Raw genomic sequence first — 25,643 nt, 5'->3', positions numbered from 1 at the left:
TTTCATTCCTCAATATTTGTAATTATCAGCTCATTAATAGCTCCTCTTTTAGAGCCCTTACAATTGATAGCTCTATTTGCCTTAACCCTTTCAATCTTAAAAAGATCAAAATATTTTTCAAAGAAATTATCGTTTGGCTCTTCATTTTTGGGATCAGAATTGCTTAAAATGAATTTGACACCTTTTTGGTCTAATTCTCTGCAGAAATCAGCAAGTCTAACCTGATCTTTTTCTGCAAATGAACCTTTAGAATAAGAGGTAAAAGAAGCGGTATTGCTAATAGGCCTGTAGGGAGGATCCAAATAAACCAAAGTCTCCTCGTCAAGATAGCTGATACAATCTTGAAAATCTCCTAAAATCAACTCAGCATTCTGCAACAAATTGGAAACTAACATATAATTCTCTTTATCATAAATGCTTGGGGATTTATATTTACCGTGCGGGACATTAAATTCACCTTTTTTATTAAGCCTGTAGAGACCGTTAAAGCATGTCCTGTTCAAAAAAAGCATTTGAGCTGCGGTTAGAGTAGAATGACTATTTAATTTAGCTTTGTTATACTCAGACCTAATTTTCAAAAAATAATGTCGCCTACCCTCTTCATCTGATGAAAGATACTCATTTTTCATTGATTCTAAATATTCAATCAACTTGTTAAAATCTGTTTTTATCGCTTCAAAACAATTTATAAGGTCAGGATTCGAATCAACCAAGATTGATTTTTCTATGAAATCATATTCTTGAACTAGATGAAAAAAAAATGCTCCTCCACCCAAAAATGGTTCAGCATACTTTGAAAAATTCAGAGAATTAAAATTACTTGGGAGTCTGGCTTCAATTTCAGGAACAAGTTTCCTTTTTCCTCCAGCCCACTTCAAAAAAGGCTTAGCTTTTTTTTTAATAATTTCTAAATTAGAATTTTCAACGGCTAAATGTCCCATATATTCTCCTAAGCTTAGTTATTCTAAGGTATGCAAAAAAAACAAGCATACAACCCCCTTCTCCTACAAACTATAGTAAGAACTATAAATAAGGCTGCAAGCGTCAGTTTATGAATGTTTCTATTTCAGGGCTTTCATTGCGATGTCGTTTCGGAAGTATGCCCCTTCAAAATTGATCTGTTCAGCAGCGGCGTAGGCCTTTTCTCTTGCGGCTTCGATATTCTCGCCGAGAGCTGTAACACCGAGCACTCTTCCGCCAGCGGTAACGAGGTCTCCGTCCTGAATCTTAGTGCCCGCATGGAAAACTTTTACATCCTCCATCGCCTCTGCCCTGCTGATACCAGTAATCTTTTTGCCCTTCTCGTATTCGCCCGGGTAGCCGCCGGAAGAGATCACCACGCACACGCTCGGCCTCTTATCCCATTGTAGATTCACGTTTTCGAGCCTTCCCTCGCATACAGCGAGCATAACCTCCAGCAGGTCTGTTTTGAGCCTCATCAGGATCGGCTGAGTTTCGGGGTCTCCCATTCTCACGTTATATTCAAGCACCTTCGGGCCGACCTTCGTGAGCATCAGCCCTGCATACAAAACGCCCCTGAACGGGGCGCCGGCCATATTCAAACCGTTCACCGTAGGCACGAGTATTTCGCCTATGATTCTATCCATAAGCTTTTCATCCACGATATTCGCCGGGCTGTATGCCCCCATACCTCCGGTGTTTGGGCCGGTATCGCCTTCACCTATCGGTTTATGGTCTTGGCTGGTTTCCAAAACGTAAATATTCCTTCCGTCAACAATCGCAAGGATAGAAACCTCCGGACCGGAGAGCCTTTCCTCTACGATAATCTTTTCGCCCGCCTCGCCGAAAATCTTATTCTCCATAATTTCTTCGGCGGCGTTTATCGCCTCGGAAGGCTCATCACAGACGTAAACTCCTTTGCCTTTGGCAAGGCCGCACGCCTTGACCACAAGGCCGGTATCCCTTGTGGCGATATAATCTTTGGCATCTTCAAAGTTTTCAAATGAATGGAATTCTGCAGTGGGGATGGAATTCGCACGCATCATTTTTTTTGAAAAATCTTTATCCGCCTCAAGCCTTGCTGCATCTTTCGAAGGCCCGAAAGCCTTGATTCCCGCAGCTTCCAAGGCATCCACGAGGCCTGCAGCGAGCGGGTCTTCCGGTCCAACAACCACAAGCCCGATGTTTTTATCCACGGCAAATTTTACCACAGCTTCATTGTCGCTTATATCAATCGCGGCTGTAGGGCCGAGCTTTGCCATTCCCGGGTTGCCCGGGGCTGAATAAAGCTTTGTAAGCTTTTTGCTCTGTGATAATTTCCAAGCGATTGCGTGTTCGCGTCCGCCGCTGCCGATAATAAGTACGTTCATCTCAAGTTCCTTTACTTCACCACTACTTTCGCAAACTTGCGCTTGCCCACTTTAATCACCATCCCGCTTTCGGGAGCAATTTGGGCAGTCGGGTCGCTCATTTTCTCCCCGTTCACGCTCACGCCGCCCTGCTTCACGAGCCGCTTTGCCTCTCCGCCCGAGCCTGCGAGCCCTGCTGAAACAATCATTCTGCTAAGGGGCGTTGGCTCTGCAGCCATCACAGTCTCAGGCATATCATCCGGCAGCTCTCTTCGGGCAAACACCTGCTCAAAAGCCGCCTCAGCCTGCTGCGCTGCTTCGCTGTCGTAAAACTGGGCAATGATATCCTTGGCGAGCAAAGCCTTCGCCTTTTTGGGGTGCGTTTTTTCGGAATCGATAAGCTCAGCGATTTTGTCCTCGGGCACATCTGTAAGCAGAGTGAAATAATTCTCCATCATCTCATCGCTTATGCTCATAATCTTGCCGAACATATCAGCTGGCTCATCGGTAACGCCGATATAGTTGTTCTTGCTCTTGCTCATCTTCTCAATGCCGTCAAGGCCTGCGAGAATCGGCATCGTCATCACAATCTGCGGCTGCTGGGCGTTAATCCTCTGGAGGTCTCTGCCGGCAAGGTTATTGAAGGTCTGGTCTGTTCCGCCCAGCTCCACATCGCTCTCAATCATCACAGAATCATACCCCTGCATCAAAGGATACAGGAATTCGTGTATGCTTATGGGATCGCCCTTCTTGTATCTCTGCTCGAAGGTGTCCCGCTCAAGCATACGCGCAACAGTCATTGAGCTGCACAGCTTAATTATAGCTGCCAAGTCTAAATCCCTGAGCCATTCGCCGTTGGGGCGAATCTCAAGCTTTTCCTTGGAAGTATCAAGGATCTTCTCTGCCTGCTTGAAATAAGTCTGGGCGTTTTTATCTATATCCTCGCCGCTGAGCACCGGACGGGTGGTGTTTTGCCCTGTAGGGTCTCCTATTCTTGCGGTGTAGTCGCCGATAATCAAAACAGCCTTGTGCCCGAGATCCTGAAACTGCCTGAGCTTGCGCATAACCACAGTATGCCCCAGATGAAGATCGGGGGCAGTAGGATCCATGCCAAGCTTTATTCTAAGCTGCCTGCCCTTTTTTTGGGCATCAATTAACTTTTCCTTGAGCTCCTTTTCGGAGTATATCTCAACCGTACCTCTTTTGAGAGTCTCAAAAGCCTGCTCAATATCCTGCGTCATTTATTAAGTTGTCCTGTAAAGAGATTCTTTCAAGTAACGTTTACGATGTATGTTATAAAACCAGCAGCAGCAATTACTGAAATCACCAAAATTGCAATCCAGAGCATTGAAATATACTTGCCCTGCTTGGCAATCTGCACATTCAGCTTTGCAAACTCAGCACACATAGACTCTTCAAACCCGCAGCTCTTATCCACAGAGCTCTTCACCTCAGCAATCTTTTCCTGCTGAAGCCTTGCCTGCTCGGGAATCTCCTTGGCAACCTCAGAGAACTGCTCTGTTACCTCGGACTGCTCTTCGAGATGCTTGTGAGTTTTTTCCATGAGCTCAGTCTGCTTTTCGGTGAGCTCCGGAATCACCTCAAAACGCCTTAAAAGCTCGCTCTGCTGAGAAACGTGCTTCTCCAGATGGCCGTTTATATTCTCGAGCTTGTCAACCATACCATCGAATGAGGAATTCAGCTTATCGATATTCTCCTGCTGAGTTTTCCTAAGCTGGAGCTCTTTCTCTTCCATAAGCTCGGCTTTTTTGGTAAACTTCTCGAAGAAATCGGTTTTGCTCTGCTGCTCGCCAGCATCTGCTGATTGAGCCTTCTTTTTTTTGGGCTTGAAAAGTTCTTTGATTTTCTTCATTTAATTAAGCTCTCCTATTTAGCTCACTTTCTTATTTTTCTCGCTGACAGGCGCCTTCTTCTTCCTGCTTCCGAACAAATCTTTTGTCCCGTCAACTACGTTTTTATCAATCTTGAGCACGCCGCCTTCTTTCTTCTCGTCCGGCAGGCGATACATTATATCAATCATAAGCTCTTCCACTACCCCGCGAAGCGCCCTTGCGCCGGTATCACGTTTGAGAGCCCTTTCGGCAAGCTCCTCAAGCGCGCCGTCGGTGAATTCGAGCTTTGTATCCTCCATCTCAAAAAGCTTGACATACTGACGCACAATAGCGTTCTTGGGCTTTGTCATAATATTCACGAGCGTTTTCTTATCGAGATTTTCGAGGGAGGCGATAAGCGGGAGCCTTCCCACAAGCTCAGGAATGATCCCGTAATGGATGATATCCTCCGAGGCCACCTGCTTCATTATCTCTGCCCGTTCGAGGTTTCTGTCGCTGCTCTGATTGGAATCTTCCGCACCGAAGCCAATCGCCTTCTTGCCGAGCCTTCTTCTAACGATATCTTCAAGGCCAACGAACGTTCCCCCGCAGATAAACAGGATCTGGCTTGTATCTACCTGTATGTAAGACTGCTCTGGGTGTTTGCGGCCTCCCTGCGGCGGGACATTCACCACAGTTCCCTCAAGCATCTTCAAGAGGGATTGCTGCACGCCCTCGCCCGAAACATCCCTTGTAATAGAAACGTTTGCGGAAGTTTTGCCAACTTTGTCTATCTCATCTATATATACTATGCCCCTCTGGGCTTTCTCAACATCAAAATCAGCGCTCTGGAGCAGCTTAAGGACGAAATTCTCAACATCCTCCCCTACATACCCCGCCTCGGTTACCGTTGTGGCATCGCATATCGCAAACGGAACTTCAAGCTCTCTTGCAAGCGTTTTGGCGAGAAGGGTTTTCCCTGAGCCGGTAGGCCCTATCAGAAGCACGTTAGACTTATCCAGCTCCACATCCGGCGAGTCGTTCTGGAAGTGAATCAGGCGTTTGTAGTGGTTGTGAACTGCAACGGCCAGGAAGCGCTTTGCATCATCCTGCCCGATTACATACTGATCCAGATATTCCTTTATCTCACGCGGAGTGGGGAGTTTCTCCGGTTCGAAAGTGCTTTTTGGCGCTGCCGTCTGCTCGGAAACAATTTTGCTGCATATTTCGATACATTCCCCGCAGATGCAAACATCCTCAGGCCCCTGAACGATTGGCCTTTCATCGCTTGCATAACGCCCGCAGAAACTGCACATTTGGGCTGGCTTATTCTTTCCTGTTTTAGCCATATATTCCTCTAATAATTATCTTTTCGTAAATTTCGGCAGGGCTATTCTATAACATCTACCCCCTGCCTGCAAGTAAACTTTACATTCAAAATACCTTATATGTGCGGGAAATTCAAAATTCAATTATCGGAAAACCAAATCAACGCCCCTGCCTTCGGCAAAATTCTCTTTGAGGTTGTCAAATTTGCCCTTCTGCTGTCAAATTGGCACATAACGCAAGCCTTTTAACCTGCAGAAATCGCCCTGCCGGGCTTTCTGCGGGGGGCTAAGTTTGGCACGGCGATTGCATATATAAAAACGAAAATGAAGCCGGCCGGCTTTAAGGGTGTTAAGAAAATTGAAAATGTTAACGAGTTAAATCGAAAGGAGAATTACCATGAGGAACGTACTTTCTAAAAGAAACAATAATCAGACTCCAAATGCACCTATGAGTATGGCCGATAAGATCGACAGGATGTTCGATGATATGTTCAGCGGATTTCCTGCTTTCGGAGCAGGCGAAGGATTTATGAGCAGATTTGTACCGAGCGTGGATGTTTCCGAGGATGAGAAGAAATACGAGATTACTGCTGAGCTGGCAGGAATGGACAAGGACGACATTAACGTTACGATGAACGACAATACCCTTATCTTAGAGGGAGAAAAGAAAAACACTAACGAAGAGAAGGATTCAAACTACTACCACGTAGAGAGGACTTTCGGCTCATTCAGAAGAGCTGTGCCGTTTGCTCACAACGTGGATGAGGAAAACATCGACGCAAGCTTCAAGGACGGACTGCTCAAGATTACTGTTCCAAAGACTGAAGAAGGAGCTGGAAGAAAGAAAATTGAGATCAACTGATTGATTGAAACTACGCCCCGGCAGCCGCCGGGGTTTTTTATTGCGCCGGGGGAATATCAGAGATGATAGTTTAATCTAATTTTTTCAACAAAACCATTTCTGAATGTGAACGCCAAATTATTTCTCGAAAAATCAGCTTCAACATTATGCAGTATTCTGTGATGATTAGGACATAAGATTATTTGATTTTCAGGGTTATTATTCAGTGATTTTACAAACGGAATTATATGATGCGACTCTACGATTTTAGCTCCGTATCTTTCCCCAAAATTTGAACCGCAAATTTGGCATTTGAAACCATATAGTTCTTTAAGACGAATTGCAATTCTCCTGTCAACTCTCCTTATTTTGGTTTTAACTTGCTTCTCTATTAAATCTGCGTTCTTGTCTAATGAAGGGAAGAGTTCGCTTTCATATTCCAGTTCATTTGCTGAATTTAAACAGCCAATCTCAGTTTCAGAGTCTTTGTTGCTGACAAAATCAAACAAAAAAGTGTCCGGCTTTACTGTGTCATAAACAACAAGATATTCATTTCTGGTCAACAATTGACTGCTTCCTTCTGGTTTTGGCTTAGTCTCTCTGGAATGTTTCAATAACCTGTAAGAATAATCAAAGATTTCTCTTAGCAAGCGTACCAATTCGGAAGAAAACCTTACTTGAATAATATCCGAATGGTTAGGATATTTCTTTTGGTCAAAATACTGATTTACTATTTTGGCTGAAAAAATCTGGCCATCAATTATCACTTTTATATCGGTCTTCTGACCTCTTTTCAAATTGAATCCGACTGAGCCTAAGAAGCCTTTCTTAACGCTGAGAGGAATAGAAAAGCCATAATTCAATAAAGACCAATCTACATTTTTCTTGTATATGTAATTAACTTTTTTCAAATCATTAAACCAAAGCAATTAATGCACATATCTCACTGACAAGCTTAATTATAAGCAATTATATTCAACCAAATTTTGGTCTAACTCATTCCCCTATAATTTTCACGAGTACTCTTTTTTTTCTGTTTCCATCGAATTCGCCGTAGAAGATCTGTTCCCATGGGTAACTGGCCGATTGCAACTTACCGCATAAGACATATATAACAGGAAGGACGTTATGATGCACAATCATCATTAAAACCCCTTCGTGAGTTTCACGGCGAAAGAACACATTAAATCTGAGCAGTAGGCGTAATCTGCGGATTAACTTCTCGCCTCGACAATCGCCTTTTTTTTATTGCGCAGAAACGATCTTGGTACAGCCCCCTTTTCTTGGGACATATTGCTTATAATGACTAACTAAAAATCAATAGCTTATATAATCATAAAATTAGGTAACTGTCCCTATTTATCGAAATTAGTTTTAGAAACATCAGTAGATTTTTTTCAAAAGAGCATGATGATATTTTACAATAGATTCGCAAGCAGGATTGGAGGCAATATTCACATTTTCGTGCGGGTCAGCAATATGATCATATAGCATTTTGCTACCATTTTTCCATTCTGTATATAAATATCGGTCGGTTTTAACTGCCCTGCCTGTGCCCCATTCACTGTAAGCGGCCTGCTTCCATTTCAATTCAGGGTTTTTAATAAGAGGGGCAAAACTTAAGCCCTCAAGCTGATGGGTTTTAGGATAGGGCAAACCGGCCAGCTCACATAAGGAAGGATATATATCAACAAATTCCACGAGTGCGTCGGTAGAATGTTTTTCCAGCTTATCCGGCGTGCGGATAATTAAAGGAGAATGCAGGGCGTTATTGAGAGTATTATGCTTGCCCCAGAAATTGTGTTCGCCTAAATGCCATCCATGGTCGCCAAGAACCATAACAATGGTGTTCTTATCCTGCCCTTGCGCTTTGAGTTCATCAAGAATTCGGCCAATCAGAGCGTCAACATAGCTAACGCAAGCATAGTAGCCATGCAAAGCCTTACGATGGAATTCTTCCTTCTCAGCCCAACCTTGAGTTTGGCTGTAACTTAAGACTTCCCCTGAATTTCTGCATTCATTAGGTTTATTTTTTATAGAAAAGCGGTTTTCCGCTAATTTAATTTTCTGCGGGTCATACAAATCATAATATTTTTTAGGTGCATTAAATGGCAAGTGCGGCCTTGAAAAACCGCATGCAAGGAAAAATGGCTTGTCAGACTTGGAAAGCCGTTTCAAATCTTTTATGGTTTTATCTGCAACTTTCCCATCCTCATAGGCCTCATCCGGCACATCAGCCGCTTCATAAAATGGGCCTCTTCCCTTTTTGGAAATATGCTTTCGAGATTTTGGATCGAGCCAAATCTTATCAAAATTATATGCTGCCCAGTCCTCACCTTCAGGATTTTGATAATCATAAACCCTCCAAGGGGGTTTGCTCCAACTCTCAGCACTGTCTTGCTGGTGATGAAAAATCTTGCCGTTAGAGATAGTTTCATAGCCGTTTGAAAGAAAATGCTTAGCTACAGAATCTGCTTTGGGTACATCTTTTTCAGCCCATGTATGGTAACTTCTAAACTGACCGTGTGCATTGTCGGGACGAATGCCGGTAAGCAAACTTGCACGGGATGCCCCACAAACCGGCACCTGACAATAAGCCCGGTTGAACATAAATCCTTGAGCAGCAAGGCGGTCTATATTGGGGGAAATAATTTGGGAGCGGTCGTAACAGTTCAACTGAGTTCGTAAATCATCAACGATAATAAACAGCACGTTCTTACGTGTATGATTGGAGTTTTCGGCAAAAGTCATGGTGCTTTCGGCAAGCAGCGTGGAAGCAGCAATAGAAGCCTGCTTTAGAAATGTTCTACGTGAAAAGCTGGAATGACTCATCATAATTCTCTATTAAAAAACTAAAATTATTTATTGCTTCTTGAATTTTAATCTGAAGCGCAACATTTTTTTCTCATTCCCCGATAATTTTCACGAGTACTCTTTTTTTTCTGTTTCCGTCGAATTCCCCATAGAAGATCTGTTCCCATGGTCCGAAGTCGAGGCGGCCTTGGGTAATTGCAACTACGACTTCCCTGCCCATGACAGTTCTCTTTAGGTGTGCGTCAGCGTTGTCTTCCATGCCGTTATGCTTGTATTGAGAGTGTGGCTTTTCGGGGGCGAGCTTTTCGAGCCATTTTTCATAGTCTTGATGGAGGCCGGATTCGTCGTCGTTTATAAACACGCTTGCAGTGATGTGCATAGCGTTGCATAGCAGGAGCCCTTCCTGCACGCCGCTCTCGGCGAGGCACTGGTCCACCTGCGGGGTGATGTTGATAAGTTCTCTTCTCTTTTTAATATCGAACCAGAGCTGTTTTCTGTAAGACTTCATAATTATCCCTTCTCGTTTTTAGATTCAAATTTTCTTCAAATTTCCCTTCCTGCGGCTAAAAGGATAACACTTATTCGGCGGTGTTTAAAGCTAATTCAGCAGGATGTATATAAACGAAACTGCTGAAATGAATATGCAGTATATGCTGAAGTATTTTAGCTGTCGATTTCTGCTTGCTTTTATCAGGAGCCTGAGTGCGATAATGCCGGTAAGGAAGGATGCGAGCATACCTGATATAATCACGCCGGGAGTTAGTATGCCGGCGCCGAAAAGCTCCTTGTGCTTAAGAGCGGTGAGAAGTGCGCCGCCGAGTATGGCGGGCATTGCAATCAGAAAGCTGTATTCTACCGCCCATTTGCGGTGGAGGCCGTAGAGGATTGCTGCGCAGATCGTGGCGCCGCTGCGTGAGATTCCCGGGATAATGGCTCCGGACTGGGCTAAGCCAATCACCACCGCGCCTATAATCCCGAATTCGCGGAGCTTAAGCGAGGAGCGTGTTTTTTTGTCTGTGATGTATAGCAGGGCTGCGGTTATGAGCCACATAACACACACCACCCAGAGCTTTCGCGATGCCTCAAAGGGCTCTTCGAAGAGCTTGTAAATGAGCATTGTAGTGGCGGTTGTGATTATTGCGCAGAAAGCGAAGTGCCAAGCGAAATTCTTTTTGTAGAGCTGTATTGGGTTGTGTCCAGAATGGTCAAATTTGAAGAAATGGCGGGCGAACAATACGATTTGTTTGCGGAATACAACGAGAATCGAAAACACTGTTCCCACGTGTACGGCGAGATCGAAAAGGAGCATATCTTTGCTCTCAGGGTCGAGGCTGGGGATGAATGTTTCGAACATCACCAGATGGCCTGAAGAGGAAACAGGGAGGAATTCTGTTAGTCCCTGCACGACGCCCAGGCCAATAGACCCGCACAGGCCGGAGAGGTAGCTGCAGATGGGCAGAAGGTATGGGTTTAGAAGCTCGCCCACAGGCTGCACCCAGCCGAAAAGCGAGGCCGCAGCGAAAACGATGCCGGCGTAGAGCCCTGCCATAATGTCATCAAGGAGGATGCCCTGCCCGCCCGGAAGCCTCTCGAGGCGGTTTGCAGGCGAGATTTTCGTTATATCGAAAAAGCGAAACAGTACGAACAGAATGCCTATGCTCACCAATGGGTATGCTGAGAATGCAGGGAGAAAAGAGCCAATCAGCAGAGCGAGCCCCTGCCCTGCGACTTCATCCGATACCACCTCGGACGGGTCTTCCCTGCCGGCGAACTCGATTGCATATTTGGAGAATGCTATAGTCCCCCATGCAAAAAAGACAGTAAGGCCGGCGACTGCAAGCTGGCTCTGCCAAAGCTGGCGCGTGAAAGCTGCTATTATGATAAATAAGGCGCAGGGGAAAAGGGAGCCGACTGTGCCCGGGACGAAAGGTGAAAAGCCCAGCCCGAAGCATGAGGTGAGAAGCCTTTTTGTATTCATAGATAGATTGCTCTTGTGTTTAATTTTTTATTTAAGACTCAAAACGACGGGGCAGATTATAACAAAAACTGAAAAAAATTAAGCGAAAAATTGCAAGTATTACCCTGCAAAGCAAAAAATAAGTGTAATAAAAAGGTAGAAAGGTTTTAGAGTGTCTTAGTTTTTGAGCTGGGATTTCCAGTCTGAGTTTTCGAAATAATGCACCACATCAAAGAAGGCGTTTTTAAGCTCTTCGTGATAGTCTGAAAGCTCACCGCATGGGGATTGCTCGGAGGCATTTTCCAGCTTGCTGGCGGCTTCAGAAAGCTTTTCAGCAGCGATATATCTTGCCGAACCTTTGATGCGGTGCGCATAGAGACGCACTTGAGGGCAGTCTTTGCGTCTTAGGCCTTCTGCAATCTTCTGGAGGCAGTACTTGCCGTCTTCAACAAAAACCTCCACCAACTCTTCTACTATGTCCGGAGATGAGCAGTATTCAGAGAGAGAGTCGAGGGAAAGAAGTGAATTTTCAGTATAACCCATTTTCGAATCTCCTGTCAGCATTTTTCCCGTAAAATTATACGGGGATAAAATTATATAAAACAAAATTGCACCGATTGCAAGTGATAATACTTTACGCCATAAAGGTTTGTTTTGTTTTAATTTAGAAAAATTTCTTGTTTGATTTTAGAATTAAAATAGGGGCTTGTCAAGAATGAAAGCCAATTAAATAAGAAATTTCTGGCGAAAAAGATAAAAACCGCAAAAATATTCGTTCAGAATAATAAGAAATTGTTTTTCTTGAGCAGAACCCTTTATGAAAGAAGAAATCAGAAAATACGCCATGGAGCAGGGATTTTTGAAAGCCGGCTTCACCAGTGCAGAAGATTTGCCTGAGCAAAGCCGGCACCGTTTTGTGAAGTGGCTTGAAGCGGATATGCACGAGAAAACAGGCTATCTTGAAAGAAACATAGACAAGCGTTTCTCGCCCAGAATACTCTTCAAAGATGCAAAAAGCGTGATCGTGTTTGCGGCAGGCTATAACAAAGCGGAAGGTGAAAAACCGTGTTTCGATTTGGAGGGGAAAATCTGCGATTATGCCTGCTTTGAAGACTACCACAGGAAAATAAAGAGCAAAATATTAAATATCGCAGGATTTATTCGTGATAACTGGAAATCGGATCTCAAAATCAAGGCGTGCGTGGATTCAGTGCCGATAAACGAAAGATCAGAGGCTGTTCGAGCGGGGCTTGGTTTTATCGGGAAAAATGGAATGCTGATAGTGCCCCGTGCGGGGTGCCGAATTCTGCTGGGGGTTCTTATAAGCAATCTGGAAATAGAGGCGGATGAAGGAATCATTGAGCACAGCTGCGGAAGCTGCAGGCGGTGCATAGAGGCCTGCCCTTCCGGAGCACTCGGAGAGGATGGGCTGCTTGACTGCAGGAAATGTATCTCGTTCCAAACGATAGAAAAGCAAGCTCAAATGAATCCTGAAGCCGAGGCGGCTGTAAGCGATGAGCTTTTCGGCTGCGATAAGTGCATTGATGTATGCCCTTTCAACGTAAAAGGGCAAAACAGCTTTCTGAACCAAAGGCTTAACAAATGGCTTCGGATTGATGATGTTCTGGGAATGAGCAGCGAAACATTCTCTGCTTCTTTCGGCGGTACTGCCATCGAAAGAACCGGCCTTGAAAAACTAAAGAGGAATGCTGAGGTAATCGCAGGTAAGAAACGTCAAAACTGAGCGTTATCTTACATTGAAACCTTCGGACAGTCCTTTTTTGAGGTTTTCGAGGCTCTTCTTCTGTTTGGGGGTCATGGAGGCCTCTTTCTTGCCGATCACGCAAACCCTTACGGTGCTTTTCTCGCCGGCCCAGCTGTGGTCCGGAAGGCAAGGCTTCTGGTTTTTCCATCTGTGGGTAGGCTGGATGAGCCCGTCGGGCGTATCGCCGAGATTATTGCAGATTACGAAATGATAATTCAGCTGCTCATCTGAAGCGCAGCCGTTCATTTCGGCAACCAGCGACAAATCACCAGAACGCGTTGCTGTGAATTCGACATCAACCTCCGACCATCTTGCCGGCTTTACTCCTCTGGCCAAACTCAAAACATCCCCGCTTTTAATAGCAGATACACCGGAAGTGTGGGCTTTGAGGCTGTAGCCTGAGAATTCGATAGGCTTATCGCTGCTGGTATCCATAAAAAGCAGCGCCAGCGTACCGATTGTGAGTGATACAACAAGAAGGAAACTGACCCTCATCATCCTGACTCGGTCGTTCATTTAAATAAACCCTCCGTGATTAAGTTACATCTAATTCGGACGGTTATATATTAGCAAATAAAAAACTGTATTCAAGAATATTTACCGGAAAATCAAATATTTTTTAAAAATTTTCTTGAAAAGGGCCGCAAAATTTCTCAATTTGAGTATGATTTCGAAGAGTAAAATGCGACAGGCGTTTGAATTTCGGCAAAAGGGGCGGGTCTTTGCAAGACAAAAGAGAGCCGCTCAATGGGTGCTTCCCTAATCAAGCGGCTCCAAATCTTCAAATGGTATGGCTCTTTAAGCTAAGCCATGGCTTAGAACAGCCCTTCCACTTTCCCTGTCTGCGTATCAACATCGATTCTTCTGAAGGCTGGGTCTGAGCCTGTGCCGGGCATAAGCTTTATAGTGCCAGCAAGGGGTACAATCAGCCCAGCTCCTTTATAGATCATTATATCCCTTACCGGCAAGATAAAATCTTTCGGTCTGCCTTTAATTGCAGGGTCGTGCGAGAGGCTCAGGTGCGTTTTTACCATACACGTTGCCATCTTGGAGCTGTCCGGATCTTTCTCAATCTGCTGAATCCTCTCTTCTGCCTCCGGTGCGAATTCCACACCTTCAGCCCCGTACACCTCTTTGGCAATGAGCTCAATTCTTTTCTTCACCGGCATATTGAAATCGTAAAGGAATTTAAAGTTGGAGGGTTCATCAGCCGCTCTAATCACAGCCTCCGCCAGCTCTTTCGCTCCCTCTCCGCCTTTGAGCCAGTGCTCAGACACTGCACAGTAAGCACCTGCGTTTTCGGCGGCGCTGCGAATTGCTTCAATCTCTGCAGGAGAATCTGTATAGAAGCTGTTTATGCAAACCACTGGGGTTACGCCGCTCTTAATTACCGTTTCGATATGGGCTTCAAGATTTGAACAGCCCTTCTGAACGAGCTCTACGTTTTCTTCTGTGTATTCCTTCGGGAGGGGCTTGCCGGGTTTAACTTCCGGACCTCCGCCGTGCATTTTAAGGGCTCGCACCGTTGCTACCAGCACTACCGCATCGGGCTTGAGGCCGGAATATCTGCACTTTATGTTCCAGAACTTCTCGAAGCCGATATCTGCCCCGAAGCCGCTTTCTGTAACGTGAAAATCTACGAGATTTGAGCCGAGGCGATCTGCAATTACAGAGCTCTGGCCAATAGCGATATTGGCAAACGGACCTGCGTGCACGAAAACTGGATTGTTTTCCATTGTCTGCATAAGTGTTGGGTTTATCGCCTCAACGAGCCAAGCTGTCATCGCTCCTGCCACTTCGAGATCCTCTGCTGTGATCTCTTCGCCTGCTTTGCTGTATGCAACAACTATTCTGCCGATTCTTTCGCGGAGGTCTTTAAGGTCTCTGGCTACAGCGAGAATCGCCATAATCTCGCTTGATACGCTAATCGCAAAGCCCGAATCTATCTCAAAGCCGTCCATCTTTCCGCCCATACCCATACGGATATTTCTCAGTCCCTGAGCGCAGAAATCGATCACCCATTTTAGCTGGACTTTCTGCGGGTCTATATCAAGCCTTTTGAGATTTCTCTGAGCGAGCTTTTCATCATCGTAATTGTTTTCATGCTGCATTCTCGCATTCAGAGCAACCATACAGAGATTGTGGGCGTTTGTAATTTTATCAATATCGCCAGTGAGGCCAAGCGAGAAGGGAGTTAGCGGAATGCACTGGGCAAGCCCGCCGCCAGCTGCTGAGCCCTTTATATTAAACGTTGGGCCGCCTGAAGGCTGCCTAATAGCCCCTGCTACGCTTTTACCGAGCTTTCCGAGCCCATCCACAAGGCCGATAGTGGTTGTGGTTTTCCCTTCGCCGAGGGGCGTAGGGGTTATTGCTGTTACGTCAATATATCGGGCTTTTTTCCGCCCTTCTGTTCTGTCCAGCACTTTTCGATAGTCCACTTTGGCAAGATTTTTGCCGTAGTAGATGAGCTCATCTTCATTCAGGCCGAGATTTTCGGCAAGCTGAGCTACACTTAACATTTTCTCTTCGGCAGCTTTCGCTATCTGCCAATCTTTCATTACCGTGGGATCTAATTTCATGCAAACCTCTCGATCCAACTCAAAAGAACATTAATAATTCATTCCGATACTCTTCTCAAGATAGAAAACTCAGGAAGAGGAGAGGTTAGTCTAATGATTTGTTCGTTATTTGCAAACTCGTGGGACTCGCCTTTTTGGTCAGTGAGCGGATTGGGGAGTGTTGTTTCTGAAAGTCGGCCGCTTGGGAGCAATACTTCAAGCCTTTCGCCAGCGAAAATTTTATTCCGCACCCGTATCCAGCAATCATCCGGCCGGGAATACTCCGTTACGTTTGCGGCAAATACAGTATTGCCGGCGGAGTGGTTGTCTTCAAGCTGATAATCCTGAACTTCTGCGGGGCCATCAATAAAGCCTCGTGAGTAGCCTCTGTTTTTAACCCTGCTTAGGAGCTTGAATGCCTCTTCACTGCTGATATGTTCGCCGTCAAGAATTCTTCGATACATAGAGACAACCGAACCTATGTAGTGTACGGACTTCATTCTGCCTTCAATTTTCAGCGAATCAACGCCAATCTCAGCCAGAGCAGGTATATATTCAAATAGAGCGAGGTCTTTTGAATTGAAGAAATACAGGCCCCGGTCGTCCTCAAAAACTGGGTGATACTCTCCCGGACGTTCTTCCTCCATCAGATGATATTTCCAGCGGCAGGGATGAGTGCATTCGCCTCTGTTGGCTCGGCGTCCCGTTAGATAATCGCTGATTGCGCATCTGCCTGAATACGAAAAGCAAACCGCCCCGTGGATAAATACTTCTGTTTGTATTCGGCCTGACACCGCTTGCTGAATTGCCATTATCTGTTCGAGAGAAAGCTCTCTTGCCAAATTTACCCTTGATGCCCCCAACTCGGCGTATTCAATCGCTGTCTGAGAGCTGAGCGTGTTGGCTTGGGTACTGATATGGAGCGCTGCTTTTATACCCGCCCGGCGGAGTATCATAAAAACACCGAGATCTGCAACAATAAGGGCATCGGCATTCATATCATCAAAACTGCTTGCCAGGGCTAAGATTTTTTCATATTCATCAGAAAAGGGGTAAATATTGAGAGTGATGTAGGCCTTTTTGCCGTGCTGGTGCAAATAATTGATGCCCTGTTCTGCCTGGTGAAGGGAAAAATTGCCTGCAAAATTTCTCAAGCTGTATTCAGAGCCGAAATAAACTGCATCCGCTCCGTATTGAACTGCCCATTTGAGCTTCTCAAGATTTCCTGCCGGGGCGAGCAGCTCTGGGGGATTACTGCTTTGAGCCATCAGGAGAATCCTCGGGTTCTGCTTCAGCCCTTTCAGCAAGATTGTTTGCTCTTTCTACCAAGGCTTCTCTGGAAGGTTCCCGGGCCTTTTCAAGATCGAAATGCCAGCGGTAGGTGTATGTTTTGCCGCTGTTGAAGATTCCAGCAAATATATCAAACGGGAAATAATCGTGAAGGGGTCTTTTAATCTCTGCTGTCTGCTGGAGAGTCTTGAAACCCTTTTTGGCTATCTTAACGTCGTATGTACCGTACCAGTTAAAGTTTGTGGATACAGGGCTACTGCCGATCTGCTCACCGTTTAAGTAAACATCTGCATTCTCGGGCTTAGTGATAACCTTGAGCTCCCTGTTCACGCAGCCAGCCATAACCATCAAGGTCAGCGATGCGGCGAACAGCTTAACTGCGATCCTGCTTATTTTTTTTGTTCTCATCTGCATAGTGAAAAATCAAGTATAAACCAACTGAAATGCACATCAAGGAATCTGCTACATTAAACGTCGGCCAGTGATAATTATTAACATAAAGATTCACATCTATAAAATCTCGGACATATCCATCGTTAAATATTCTATCGTACAGGTTGCCTGCTGCGCCTGAAGTAAAAACAGACAGCAGCAAGGCATTTCTGCCTTTTACCAGCCCAAGCTCGAAAATAGCCACAGCAGCCAATACCGCTACTGCGGAAACAGCAACCAGAAGCCATGTGTTTCCGCTTGCGATGCTGAAAGCCGCCCCTGGGTTTACCCTTGCAGTAAGGGCGATAAAATCGCCTAACACCGGCCAAGAGTAGCCTTCTTTATCTGCAAGGAATTCAAATGCAGCGGATTTCGAAACCAAATCGGCAACAAGCAGAAAAGCAAAAATCAGAAAAAATATAAGCTGCTGTTTTGCTCCCGGGATCTTATTCTTTAAGCCGGCCGACAATTTTCTACTGCACCTTGACCTTGGAATACTTCCTTATAAGTCTTCTCAGTCCTGGCTGGTCTGGCTGAAGCCTCAGCGCAACACGCCACTGCTGTATTCCTTTATCTTTAATGACCGGGTCTTTATCCCTGAATCCCTTCAATATATATGCCACGCCTGAGCCTTTCAAAGAGAGCTGATCGCCCGGCCTGAGCGAACTTGCCACCCTGTAATTCTCGATTGAGGCTTCGAAATCTTTTGCGCGGAGGTCAAGATATCCGAGGTACTGATAAATACGATGGTCGTCTGGCGCCACCCTTATCGTTTCGTTCAGCAGTTCCCTTGCGACATCAAAGCTTCCGCTTCTAATGTATGCAAGTCCGAGAGGAATCATAATCTCCGGCTTATTGCCTTCACGCTCGAGAGCCCTTCTGTATTCTGCGATAGCTGTTTCGTAATTGCTGGTTGCGGTGTAAATATCGCCGAATAGAATTTCAAGCTCGGTGTTATCAGGGCTGATAAGCCTTGCTTCTGTAGCATAGTTCAATGCCTTTTCGTAGTCTTCAAGCTTGTAGTATGTTTTGGCAGTGAAGTAGTTGGCATCGTAACTTTCAGGATGCAGCTCTAAAGCCCGAACGAAAGCACCTATAGCTTTTTCGTATCTCTCCAAGGAATAATTAACCTTTCCCAGATTGTATAAATCCTTGAAGGAAACTGGATTATACTTCACAGCCTGCTCATATGCCTGCGAGCTTTGCTCAAGCTTTCCCTGACGCTGAAAGATATCACCCTTAAGAGAATATGCATCTGAAAATTCGGAGTCTGCCTTTATAGCTTCATCCAAGGTTTGGATTGCCTGATCGGACTGGCCTTGCTCATCCAGTTCAACGGCTTCCACATAAATTTTCTGCGGGTCTTGGCAGCCGGCTATGAAAAATGCGGCGACCAACAGGGGCAAAAGTAATTTAGTAAATCTGCGTATCATATTAATTTCCATTTATCCAACTAAACTCTCTTTCAAGAAGCCTTAGTTTCAGGCATCGATTCTATATAATCCTTGTAAGTTTTGAGATACTGGTTGAAGTAGCCGCCTTTGAGGGCTTTGGCAGAAACAAGCGAACAGCCTATCACATTAGCATTGACCACATCAAGCTCACGCACCGTTCTTTGCGCAACGCCCCGCTTAGTCATCTGAGCGTTGAAGACAACGAGAGTTGAATCTGCCATAGCACTTAAACTCTTAGCTTCACTCATAATTACAGGCGGAGCATCAATAACCACAAAATCATACTTACCTTTTACATCGGTGAGGAATTTGTGCATTGAACGTCCTGAAAGCATCTCAGAAGGCATTTCCGGAAGCTCGCCGCAAGCCATTATGTCTAAGTTTGCAACTTGACCTGAAACAATAACATCCTCGGTGGATTTATCGCCCGCAAGAACTTCACTGAGACCAGAAATCATCTGATTCTCTTCCGATTCACCCGACTGAGAGGTATATATGCTGAAGGCAGGCCTGCGGAAGTTTGCATCAATCAGCAGAACCTTATTCTGCTCAGCAGCAAGACTGACAGAGAGATTGGATGCCACTGTGGACTTGCCCTCTTGCGGATTTGCGCTGGTTATCATCAGCACCTGACCATAACCCAAAGCTCCTGAGAGTTTTACATTAGACTTAAGCTGGCGATATGCCTCACCGGTAACGGAATTCGGTGCCTCATTCACTACTCGTTCAGGCTGGATATCCTCAACATCATCATCTTCTTTGCTGTTGTATATCACACCGAGAACGGGTATATCTACAGCTTTTGAAACATCCTGAGGCGTTCTGAGCTTATCATTTGCCAATTCACGTATGAAGGCGAAAACTACTGCTATAAAGCCGCCAAGGACAATACCCGCAGGTACGAAAAGCTTAAGGTCAGGGAAGCTCTTTTGCAGCGGTAAAATAGCCTCTCCCAAAGGCTCAAGCTTAGAAACCTTGGGGTCCCTAACAAGCATATTGAGGCTCTGGATGTGATCGATAAGCTTCTCGAGCCTCTCACGGCCTCTTTCACGAATCTCCACAAAAGATTCGTATTCCGCTCTCAACTCATCAAGCTCTTTCTGTTTGAGAAGAGCATCCTGAAGCTGGGCACGGTAATTCTCAAGCTGGCTCACAAGGAAAGCACGCTGGTCTTCGGCCTGCTGGAGCTGCGACTGTCTGTTGAGCTCAGCGATAAAATTCTGCCTGCTGTTGAGTTCTGATTCTGCCATACGAAGCTGCTCACGCATCTTTCGGACTGAGCGGTGGTTCTCGCCGAGCTTCGCAGTGAGCCTTGCAAGCTCCGGCCTGAGGTAAAGTATTCGCTGGCGGGCAGAGATGGCGATCGGGTCGTTTTCCATCTGCTCACGTACAACCTCGTCAAACTCGCCCTGAGCTCTGGATTCAAGAGTTGCAATTCGTGATTCAATCTCACTAATCTGCCCCTCAAGATCCATCACCTGAACCTCAAGAGAATCGTGCTTAACCTTGATGCTGTGCCTTTGGCTGCCGGTATCTCCAGTATCGCTGAATTCGGCAAGCGTAGGGTTTGACTGGCGTATATCCCTCAGCGAGGCCTCGGCCGCCCTGATTTCAGCACGCACCTTTCGCTCTTCTTCCTTCGCCTGAGCCAGTTTATCACGCTGGGTCTGCGTTTCTCTTTCAAGCTGAGATTTGGTGTAAAGCTCCACAAGCTGATCGAGAATAAGCTTCGATTCTCGGGCGTTTTTAGAAGAAAAACTAATCTGGATAATAAAATTATCTCTTGCAACATTAACCCCTATACTGTCTTCAAGGGCTTCTAAAGCATCAGCAATATCAGGCCGCCCATCGTCAGCCACGAACTGGCGGAACCACTGGGTGTTTCGCACCTGATCAGTTTCGAGAAGGTTCTGAAGCATATCCTGCTGCTTGATGAAACGAGCCTTCGTCTGACGGAACTGGTAGTAGGTGTCTGTGTTAGACATTCTCGCAGCGAGCTTCATCGGGTCGCTGATTTCCGGCTCCAATACCCTGATAGCAGAGGTAGATGTGTATTTCGGGGAATATTTTGCGAAAACAAAATATAGACCTACACCTAAAGCCGCTCCTAAAATCGGAAGAAGGATAATCAGCAAGAGATGCCTTCTTATAATCGTAAGTATATCTTTCGGGGTAAGCTGAATACCCTCTGCCTGAGGCTCCTGCATTGGGAGCCTGGATGTTATTTCAGATTCGTTAACCACTTAATAATCCTCTTAAGAACCTATTATAAGAATATAATATTGACTTCTGAAAACCGCTAAAAAATTCTCTTGGAAAGCCTTGAAATTTTTTCTTTAAGCTTATCTTGAGTTTCTTTTGGAAGATTTTCATCTGTTTTCAATGCTCTTTCATATGCCGCTTTTGCTTCCTCAGGCTTATTCAGTCTTTCCAGAGCAAGGCCGTAATGCTCATACACCTCAGAAGGCGCGCTTGTAGAGCTCAGCTCCATTTTTTGAATAGCTCTTGAAAGGAGCGATTCGGCCTTCTCGTATTTACGGTTCTTTATGAGCGTATAACCGTAAGTATCAAGTACCAGCCCGTTATCGGGGGAATTTTGATAGGCCTTTGCTGCCACCTGCTCAGCCCTCTCAAGGTCATAATCACTCTCTGCAAGCAGATAAGCCAGATTGTTCAGCACGTTAGTGTCGCCAGGGGTCTGCTTGAGAAGCTCTTCATAAATCTGCGCAGCTCTTTCGGTGTAGTCTCTGTCCGGGATTTTCTTATAAGCATAGAGCAGAGTATTTGCTTTGAGTATGTTAAACTGCCGATGAAGTATATTTTCCTTTGAAATTTGTGAAATAGCATCATCAACGTAGCTGATGGCTTTATTGTAATTAGCAAACTCAAAATTCACCTGAAAGAGGCACAAGTACTTATTAACAGTTTTTTCGCCCTTCTCAGCGTAACTTGTTACTATCTCGTATGCACTTTGCTTGTCGTAGCTGTCAACCATTCTCTGGATAACGAACTTGATCTTCTGCAAATCTATCCCTGCGCTTTTCATGGCAACGTGAAAATCTTCCATTGCATTTTCTTCATTGCCCATGCTGTGTCTTGTCTGCCCCATCAGGGTAAATACAGCCACCTTGTACGGAGAATCAACATACTTGGAGAGCATTGAGAGCACCTGAGAATTCTTGCCCTGTTCGAGAAGAGTGTTTGCATAACCAAGTATTGATGCAGGATCATCTTCGCCTGAATTCAGCGCCTTGTCCCAAGCAGCTTTGTACGCATCTTCTGCTGCCCTGTAATTTTCGAGCTTTGTTTCCATATCGCCAAGACGGCGCTGCCAGTAAGACTTTTCGGGAAAGCGTTTTATCATCAGGTTGTAATAATCCCTGAGGGGGGCAAACTTTTTAGCACGCCAGTAGATCTCTTCAAGCAGCCTCAATGCTACAAGAGGCGTACTCTCATCCTCCACAGCGCTGTTTAGCTCAGAAATGGCAGGCTCATATCTGCCGAGCCTGTCGTAAGCCCTTGCGATATCGATTCTTATAAGGCTGTCATCTTTAATAGACTTGCACTCTTTGAAATCATCAAGAGCCTTTTGATAATCTGCGCTTAGATAATTTGCCTTGCCTTTGATTCGCCAAGCAGTGGCATTTTTGCTGTTTTTATCAAGAATTTTCCCTGCAATCTCTTCAGCTCTGTCGAATTCACCCTTTCTTAGGGCTACGGTAGCTGAAAGCAGACGAAGCTCAGAATTGTCCGGATTATTCTCAATAAGCTTCTGCAGGTCGTTCTCAACGTCTTCAACAGCGCCTATTTCCACGAAAGACTTAACCCTGAGTATTCTGTTAGCAAGAGTGTCTTCAAGTTGAAGCAGTTCTTTGGAATACTTTTCTACGTTTTCTTTATCAAAGAGTTTAATTGAAACTCCCAGCAGACCAAGAACATAGTCTTTATTGTCCGGGTCTTTCTCCCTCAGCTCAAGGAGAGTTTCTTTTGCCTTGTCAAACTGAGAGCGTCGGTAGTATGATTTCCAGAGCACCTCTTTCCTGTCTCCTAGGAGCTGGGAAATCTTATCTTCCTGCCCGGAGATTCTGTAGAAATCTGCATAGGCATCAAGAACTTCAGGGTCTCCCGGGGAGATAGAAAGGGCATTGTTGTATGCGTCTTCTGCTATTCTGTACATAGCCTCTTTTTTCGGAGAGTTAAACGCATCGTCAGCATTCTTCAAGGCCATCCTTGCTAGAAGAAGAGCATTTTTCTTAGTGGGGTTAGACTTAAAGATAGTCTGGCGCATAGCAAGAGCACTTCCAGGCTTTGTATCTGCAATATATTCAGCATATACGCTCTGAAGCTCTATATTCGATGGATTCACCCTGATAGCTCTTAATATAGCATCCTGAGCCTGCTTTTTCTGCTGGTCTGTAACATCGCTGCCGAGCCGCTCATTACGTTTGTATAGCACCATCGCATAATTTAGCGAAATATTGCTGTCTTTAGGTGAAAACTCCGCTGCCTTGCGGGCATTTTCAACAGCCCGATCCATCTTGTTCATCTCATTATATATAATACTGAGATTCAAATAGGCAGACGGGAAGATCGGCTTAATCTCAATGCACTCATTAAAGCAGTCGAGCGCTTTTTCGTAATTTTCTTTCTTCAGGGCTAAACGTCCGGCAAAGAACTGTCCGCCGCAGCCGTCGATGTCCATTTCAACCGCAGTTTCCATATAGCCTTTCGCACGCTCGTAATCTTCCTCGGCAATCGCCATATCGAAAAGCGAAGAAACTGCCGCTTCATTGTCAGGGTCTAACTCAAGGGCCTTCTCGTAATACCCGTAGGCATTCTCGTAGTCCTGGCCTTTGAGGAAAACTCTTCCAATACTGAGCTGCTTCTCGAGCTCAGGCATATCAGTATCTGAAAGAATCTCAGCCTGAAACTCTCTAAGTTCTTCTTTGTCTACAACCAGCGGGTCAGGCTTACTGAGCCTCTTTTTCATAAGGCGAGCTGTAGGATTATCAGGATACTTTGCAAGGAAATCCTGATTGAACTCAATCGCCTTGGGCTTATATCCTTCCTGAAGGACATCTACCAGTATTTCTGAAATTCCGCTGTAATCTTTCAGGGACTCAGGATACTTGTTAAATATTTGACGCAGGAGCTTTAGCCTCTTGAGGCGAATCTCTCTTATATCCTCGCTCAAACGGCTTATCTTATTCTGGGCGTTCGGCTCATTGTAGAGCTGCTGCCTTGCTCTTAGCTGGAGCAGCTGAGAAGCCCTCTGGCCTGCTATCTCAAGCTTATAATTTAGGGCCTTCAGGGATTCAGGCCCATAAGCCTCAATCTGCTTTTCTGCCTTGTCGAAGAGATTAGCCTGAATATAAGCCTCGATAAGCAGCTCATTGCTTCTCTCGTTCTCACCCATTACCTGCTCATACCTCTGCACAAGCGATATCGCATTATCCGGAGAGCGGAGCTGGAGGAGAATTTCTGAATAATCGAGCACAGCCTCAGGCCTGCCCTCAAAAACAATATTGTTTTCTATAGCCTTCCCGAGATACTTCTGCCTTGCACCGATAACGCTTTCGCTTTTGAGGATACGCGAAATAAAATAACAGAGCTGAGCATCAGGACTGTTTTGAGCGTCGAATTTATCCTGAGCTTTAACGAGTTTGCGAAGTCCCTTCTCCTGCTCTCCACTGAGGTATTCAAGCATACCCCTCCATTTAATAAGGATTGGGTTTTCCTCAACCATTACAATTTCTTTAATGTTTTTGGTTGCCTCTTCCAGAGATGCGAGAAGATTTTCTCTCTTTTCGCCTTCGGTATGCCTTGCCTTTTCAGAATAATAATTAGCGAGAAGGTTGTTCAAAACAAGAATATTGTTGTTGTTGCGGGCTTCTTTCGGGCCTGTTGTGTGCTGAGCCTCTGGAAGCTCCAAGGCAGATTTCGCCAACCGAATCGCCTCATCTACCCATTTCACTTTCTCGCCGGAAAGGCAGTATTTCATATAGTTAATCATAGAGGCACGGAACACATAATCGTAATCTTCCGGCTCTTTCTCAACAGCATCGTTAATAAGCTTTACGGCCTTATCTATATCAAGCGGGTTTTTATAATAGAAGCCGGCCATAACGTAATCTATCTCAGCATTATCAGGGAATTTTTCTTTCACCTTCTGATACTGCTCTTCAATGGTTGCCTTTACATCCGCAGAAGTTTTCCCTGATCTGCTCTCAAGTATTTTGAGCTTGAGCATATTCACATACGGCTCGGCCATCTCGGGATTTTTATCGATAGATTCCTGTATGATTGCCTCAGCCCTTTTCACGCTGTCTTCTCGTGCGCCGATAATGCCGGCATTATCTTCAATTTCCCCCTGGAGCAGCTCTGCGTGGGCGAGATGCCAGAATGCATCGAAATTATTCGGCTCAAGCTTTAGAAGCATATTCATAAACTTCTTGGCATCATCCACTTCTTTCTGGGTATCAGTTGCGCTTCCAGATTTTGCAATCTCAAGAGATGCCCTGCCTCGTGCGAGCACTACGAATGGGTCCGGCTCCATATTTTTCTCATCATATAGCAAGAGAAGCTCGTCTGAGATTTCCTTTACTTCATTCCAAGAATTGGCCCTTCCCATATCGGCAAGTTCATAGCTGAAATCGAGCATTTTAAGGCGTGCTTCGATATTCTTTGGGTCAGTAGCTGCAATTTTATCAAAGATGCCAAGAGCCTTTCGCCATTTCGGCTCTTTCGGTTCAATCCCCGCGGCGGGGTCGCCCGGGTCTTCAATCATAGCAATCTCTGCGAGCTTGAAGAGTATATCTACTTTGTCCAGCCCTTCTGAGAAATGATAGGCCTTACCGTATAGTTCTTCAGCCTGCTTATACTGTTTATTTTCGAGCGCAGTCTGAGCCTCAACAATAAACTTTTGAGGGTCTCTTCCGCTTTTATACCAAAGATAAAACGTACCGGCACCAATTACGCCAAGCAGCAGCAAACCGGCAATTGCTACCTTAATATTTAATCTTATTTTTTTCTTTTTCTTTGCCATATCAATCCCTGAATGAAA

General features: G+C 45.3%; 20 protein-coding genes and 1 pseudogene. 2 read left to right on the top strand and 19 right to left on the bottom strand.

Annotated elements, in window-relative coordinates; translation table 11 throughout:
• Positions 1-2 precede the first annotated feature (2 nt).
• From STSP1_RS12055 to clpX, 5 genes are all read right to left on the bottom strand, one after another.
• A complete protein-coding gene (locus tag STSP1_RS12055; RefSeq protein ID WP_085756577.1) occupies positions 3-941 on the bottom strand; it encodes a DNA adenine methylase in 939 nt (312 codons plus the stop codon).
• Between the two features lie 120 nt (positions 942-1,061).
• Entirely contained in the window at positions 1,062-2,330 is a 1,269-nt protein-coding gene (gene purD / locus STSP1_RS12050; protein ID WP_085756576.1) for a phosphoribosylamine--glycine ligase, read from the bottom strand.
• 11 nt (positions 2,331-2,341) lie between these two features.
• Complete coding sequence (gene tyrS / locus STSP1_RS12045) at positions 2,342-3,550, bottom strand: tyrosine--tRNA ligase (protein WP_085756575.1); 1,209 nt, start codon at positions 3,548-3,550, stop codon at positions 2,342-2,344.
• A 29-nt stretch (positions 3,551-3,579) separates the two neighbouring features.
• On the bottom strand, positions 3,580-4,182 hold the full coding sequence (locus STSP1_RS12040) for a hypothetical protein (RefSeq protein ID WP_085756574.1): 603 nt from the start codon (positions 4,180-4,182) through the stop codon (positions 3,580-3,582).
• Positions 4,183-4,200: 18 nt separating this feature from the next.
• Entirely contained in the window at positions 4,201-5,490 is a 1,290-nt protein-coding gene (gene clpX, locus STSP1_RS12035) for an ATP-dependent Clp protease ATP-binding subunit ClpX (protein WP_085756573.1), read from the bottom strand.
• A gap of 376 nt (positions 5,491-5,866) precedes the next feature.
• Between clpX and STSP1_RS12030 the strand changes: the two genes are divergently transcribed.
• A complete protein-coding gene (locus STSP1_RS12030) occupies positions 5,867-6,331 on the top strand; it encodes an Hsp20/alpha crystallin family protein (RefSeq protein WP_085756572.1) in 465 nt (154 codons plus the stop codon).
• A 56-nt stretch (positions 6,332-6,387) separates the two neighbouring features.
• Here STSP1_RS12030 and STSP1_RS12025 read toward each other — a convergent pair whose 3' ends face one another.
• From STSP1_RS12025 to STSP1_RS12000, 6 genes and pseudogenes are all read right to left on the bottom strand, one after another.
• On the bottom strand, positions 6,388-7,221 hold the full coding sequence (locus STSP1_RS12025) for an HNH endonuclease (RefSeq protein WP_161491734.1): 834 nt from the start codon (positions 7,219-7,221) through the stop codon (positions 6,388-6,390).
• 85 nt (positions 7,222-7,306) lie between these two features.
• Positions 7,307-7,384, bottom strand: a pseudogene (locus tag STSP1_RS12870) (secondary thiamine-phosphate synthase enzyme YjbQ); the annotation flags it as partial.
• Positions 7,385-7,693: 309 nt separating this feature from the next.
• Entirely contained in the window at positions 7,694-9,145 is a 1,452-nt protein-coding gene (locus STSP1_RS12015) for a sulfatase (protein WP_085756570.1), read from the bottom strand.
• A gap of 70 nt (positions 9,146-9,215) precedes the next feature.
• Entirely contained in the window at positions 9,216-9,632 is a 417-nt protein-coding gene (locus STSP1_RS12010) for a secondary thiamine-phosphate synthase enzyme YjbQ (protein WP_085756569.1), read from the bottom strand.
• Between the two features lie 90 nt (positions 9,633-9,722).
• Positions 9,723-11,102, bottom strand: a complete 1,380-nt coding sequence (locus tag STSP1_RS12005; protein WP_085756568.1) for a phosphatidylglycerophosphatase A — start codon at positions 11,100-11,102, stop codon at positions 9,723-9,725.
• A gap of 156 nt (positions 11,103-11,258) precedes the next feature.
• Positions 11,259-11,624: an Hpt domain-containing protein gene (locus tag STSP1_RS12000; RefSeq protein WP_161491733.1), complete on the bottom strand. Its 366-nt coding sequence runs from the start codon at positions 11,622-11,624 to the stop codon at positions 11,259-11,261.
• A 274-nt stretch (positions 11,625-11,898) separates the two neighbouring features.
• Between STSP1_RS12000 and queG the strand changes: the two genes are divergently transcribed.
• Positions 11,899-12,825, top strand: a complete 927-nt coding sequence (gene queG / locus STSP1_RS11995) for a tRNA epoxyqueuosine(34) reductase QueG (protein WP_085756566.1) — start codon at positions 11,899-11,901, stop codon at positions 12,823-12,825.
• A gap of 3 nt (positions 12,826-12,828) precedes the next feature.
• Here the strand turns inward: queG and STSP1_RS11990 are convergent, their stop codons facing one another.
• The 8 genes from STSP1_RS11990 to STSP1_RS11955 form a co-directional block, all read right to left on the bottom strand.
• Positions 12,829-13,362, bottom strand: coding sequence for a hypothetical protein (locus STSP1_RS11990; RefSeq protein WP_123807046.1), 534 nt, complete (start codon positions 13,360-13,362; stop codon positions 12,829-12,831).
• A gap of 299 nt (positions 13,363-13,661) precedes the next feature.
• A complete protein-coding gene (locus tag STSP1_RS11985) occupies positions 13,662-15,425 on the bottom strand; it encodes a formate--tetrahydrofolate ligase (RefSeq protein WP_085756564.1) in 1,764 nt (587 codons plus the stop codon).
• 38 nt (positions 15,426-15,463) lie between these two features.
• Positions 15,464-16,672, bottom strand: coding sequence for a peptidase U32 family protein (locus STSP1_RS11980; RefSeq protein WP_085756563.1), 1,209 nt, complete (start codon positions 16,670-16,672; stop codon positions 15,464-15,466).
• Positions 16,656-17,102 carry a PEGA domain-containing protein gene (locus STSP1_RS11975; protein WP_161491732.1) on the bottom strand — a complete coding sequence of 149 codons (447 nt, stop codon included), beginning with the start codon at positions 17,100-17,102 and terminating at the stop codon, positions 16,656-16,658. Before STSP1_RS11975 ends, STSP1_RS11980 begins: the two co-directional genes overlap by 17 nt.
• Positions 17,068-17,595, bottom strand: coding sequence for a signal peptidase II (gene lspA, locus STSP1_RS11970; protein ID WP_161491731.1), 528 nt, complete (start codon positions 17,593-17,595; stop codon positions 17,068-17,070). Before lspA ends, STSP1_RS11975 begins: the two co-directional genes overlap by 35 nt.
• A 4-nt stretch (positions 17,596-17,599) precedes the next feature.
• Complete coding sequence (locus STSP1_RS11965; protein ID WP_161491730.1) at positions 17,600-18,559, bottom strand: tetratricopeptide repeat protein; 960 nt, start codon at positions 18,557-18,559, stop codon at positions 17,600-17,602.
• Positions 18,560-18,591: 32 nt separating this feature from the next.
• Entirely contained in the window at positions 18,592-20,823 is a 2,232-nt protein-coding gene (locus tag STSP1_RS11960) for a GumC family protein (protein WP_085756559.1), read from the bottom strand.
• Between the two features lie 56 nt (positions 20,824-20,879).
• A complete protein-coding gene (locus STSP1_RS11955) occupies positions 20,880-25,625 on the bottom strand; it encodes a tetratricopeptide repeat protein (protein WP_085756558.1) in 4,746 nt (1,581 codons plus the stop codon).
• Between the last annotated feature and the right edge of the window lie 18 nt (positions 25,626-25,643).

The sequence above is a fragment of the Sedimentisphaera salicampi genome, assembly GCF_002117005.1.
Classification (GTDB): Bacteria; Planctomycetota; Phycisphaerae; order Sedimentisphaerales; family Sedimentisphaeraceae; genus Sedimentisphaera; species Sedimentisphaera salicampi.
This window is presented reverse-complemented; position numbering and strand designations above follow the sequence as displayed.

Excerpts from the sequence above, each read along its gene's own strand:
- STSP1_RS12040 (WP_085756574.1), bottom strand. The coding sequence starts at position 4,182 with ATGAAGAAAATCAAAGAACTTTTCAAGCCCAAAAAAAAGAAGGCTCAA.
- STSP1_RS11980 (WP_085756563.1), bottom strand. The coding sequence starts at position 16,672 with ATGGCTCAAAGCAGTAATCCCCCAGAGCTGCTCGCCCCGGCAGGAAAT.
- STSP1_RS11990 (WP_123807046.1), bottom strand. The coding sequence starts at position 13,362 with ATGAACGACCGAGTCAGGATGATGAGGGTCAGTTTCCTTCTTGTTGTA.
- STSP1_RS11965 (WP_161491730.1), bottom strand. The coding sequence starts at position 18,559 with ATGATACGCAGATTTACTAAATTACTTTTGCCCCTGTTGGTCGCCGCA.
- STSP1_RS12010 (WP_085756569.1), bottom strand. The coding sequence starts at position 9,632 with ATGAAGTCTTACAGAAAACAGCTCTGGTTCGATATTAAAAAGAGAAGA.
- STSP1_RS12015 (WP_085756570.1), bottom strand. The coding sequence starts at position 9,145 with ATGATGAGTCATTCCAGCTTTTCACGTAGAACATTTCTAAAGCAGGCT.
- STSP1_RS11955 (WP_085756558.1), bottom strand. The coding sequence starts at position 25,625 with ATGGCAAAGAAAAAGAAAAAAATAAGATTAAATATTAAGGTAGCAATT.
- purD (WP_085756576.1), bottom strand. The coding sequence starts at position 2,330 with ATGAACGTACTTATTATCGGCAGCGGCGGACGCGAACACGCAATCGCT.
- tyrS (WP_085756575.1), bottom strand. The coding sequence starts at position 3,550 with ATGACGCAGGATATTGAGCAGGCTTTTGAGACTCTCAAAAGAGGTACG.
- STSP1_RS12000 (WP_161491733.1), bottom strand. The coding sequence starts at position 11,624 with ATGGGTTATACTGAAAATTCACTTCTTTCCCTCGACTCTCTCTCTGAA.
- clpX (WP_085756573.1), bottom strand. The coding sequence starts at position 5,490 with ATGGCTAAAACAGGAAAGAATAAGCCAGCCCAAATGTGCAGTTTCTGC.
- STSP1_RS12030 (WP_085756572.1), top strand. The coding sequence starts at position 5,867 with ATGAGGAACGTACTTTCTAAAAGAAACAATAATCAGACTCCAAATGCA.
- queG (WP_085756566.1), top strand. The coding sequence starts at position 11,899 with ATGAAAGAAGAAATCAGAAAATACGCCATGGAGCAGGGATTTTTGAAA.
- STSP1_RS11975 (WP_161491732.1), bottom strand. The coding sequence starts at position 17,102 with ATGAGAACAAAAAAAATAAGCAGGATCGCAGTTAAGCTGTTCGCCGCA.
- STSP1_RS11985 (WP_085756564.1), bottom strand. The coding sequence starts at position 15,425 with ATGAAATTAGATCCCACGGTAATGAAAGATTGGCAGATAGCGAAAGCT.
- STSP1_RS12005 (WP_085756568.1), bottom strand. The coding sequence starts at position 11,102 with ATGAATACAAAAAGGCTTCTCACCTCATGCTTCGGGCTGGGCTTTTCA.
- STSP1_RS12055 (WP_085756577.1), bottom strand. The coding sequence starts at position 941 with ATGGGACATTTAGCCGTTGAAAATTCTAATTTAGAAATTATTAAAAAA.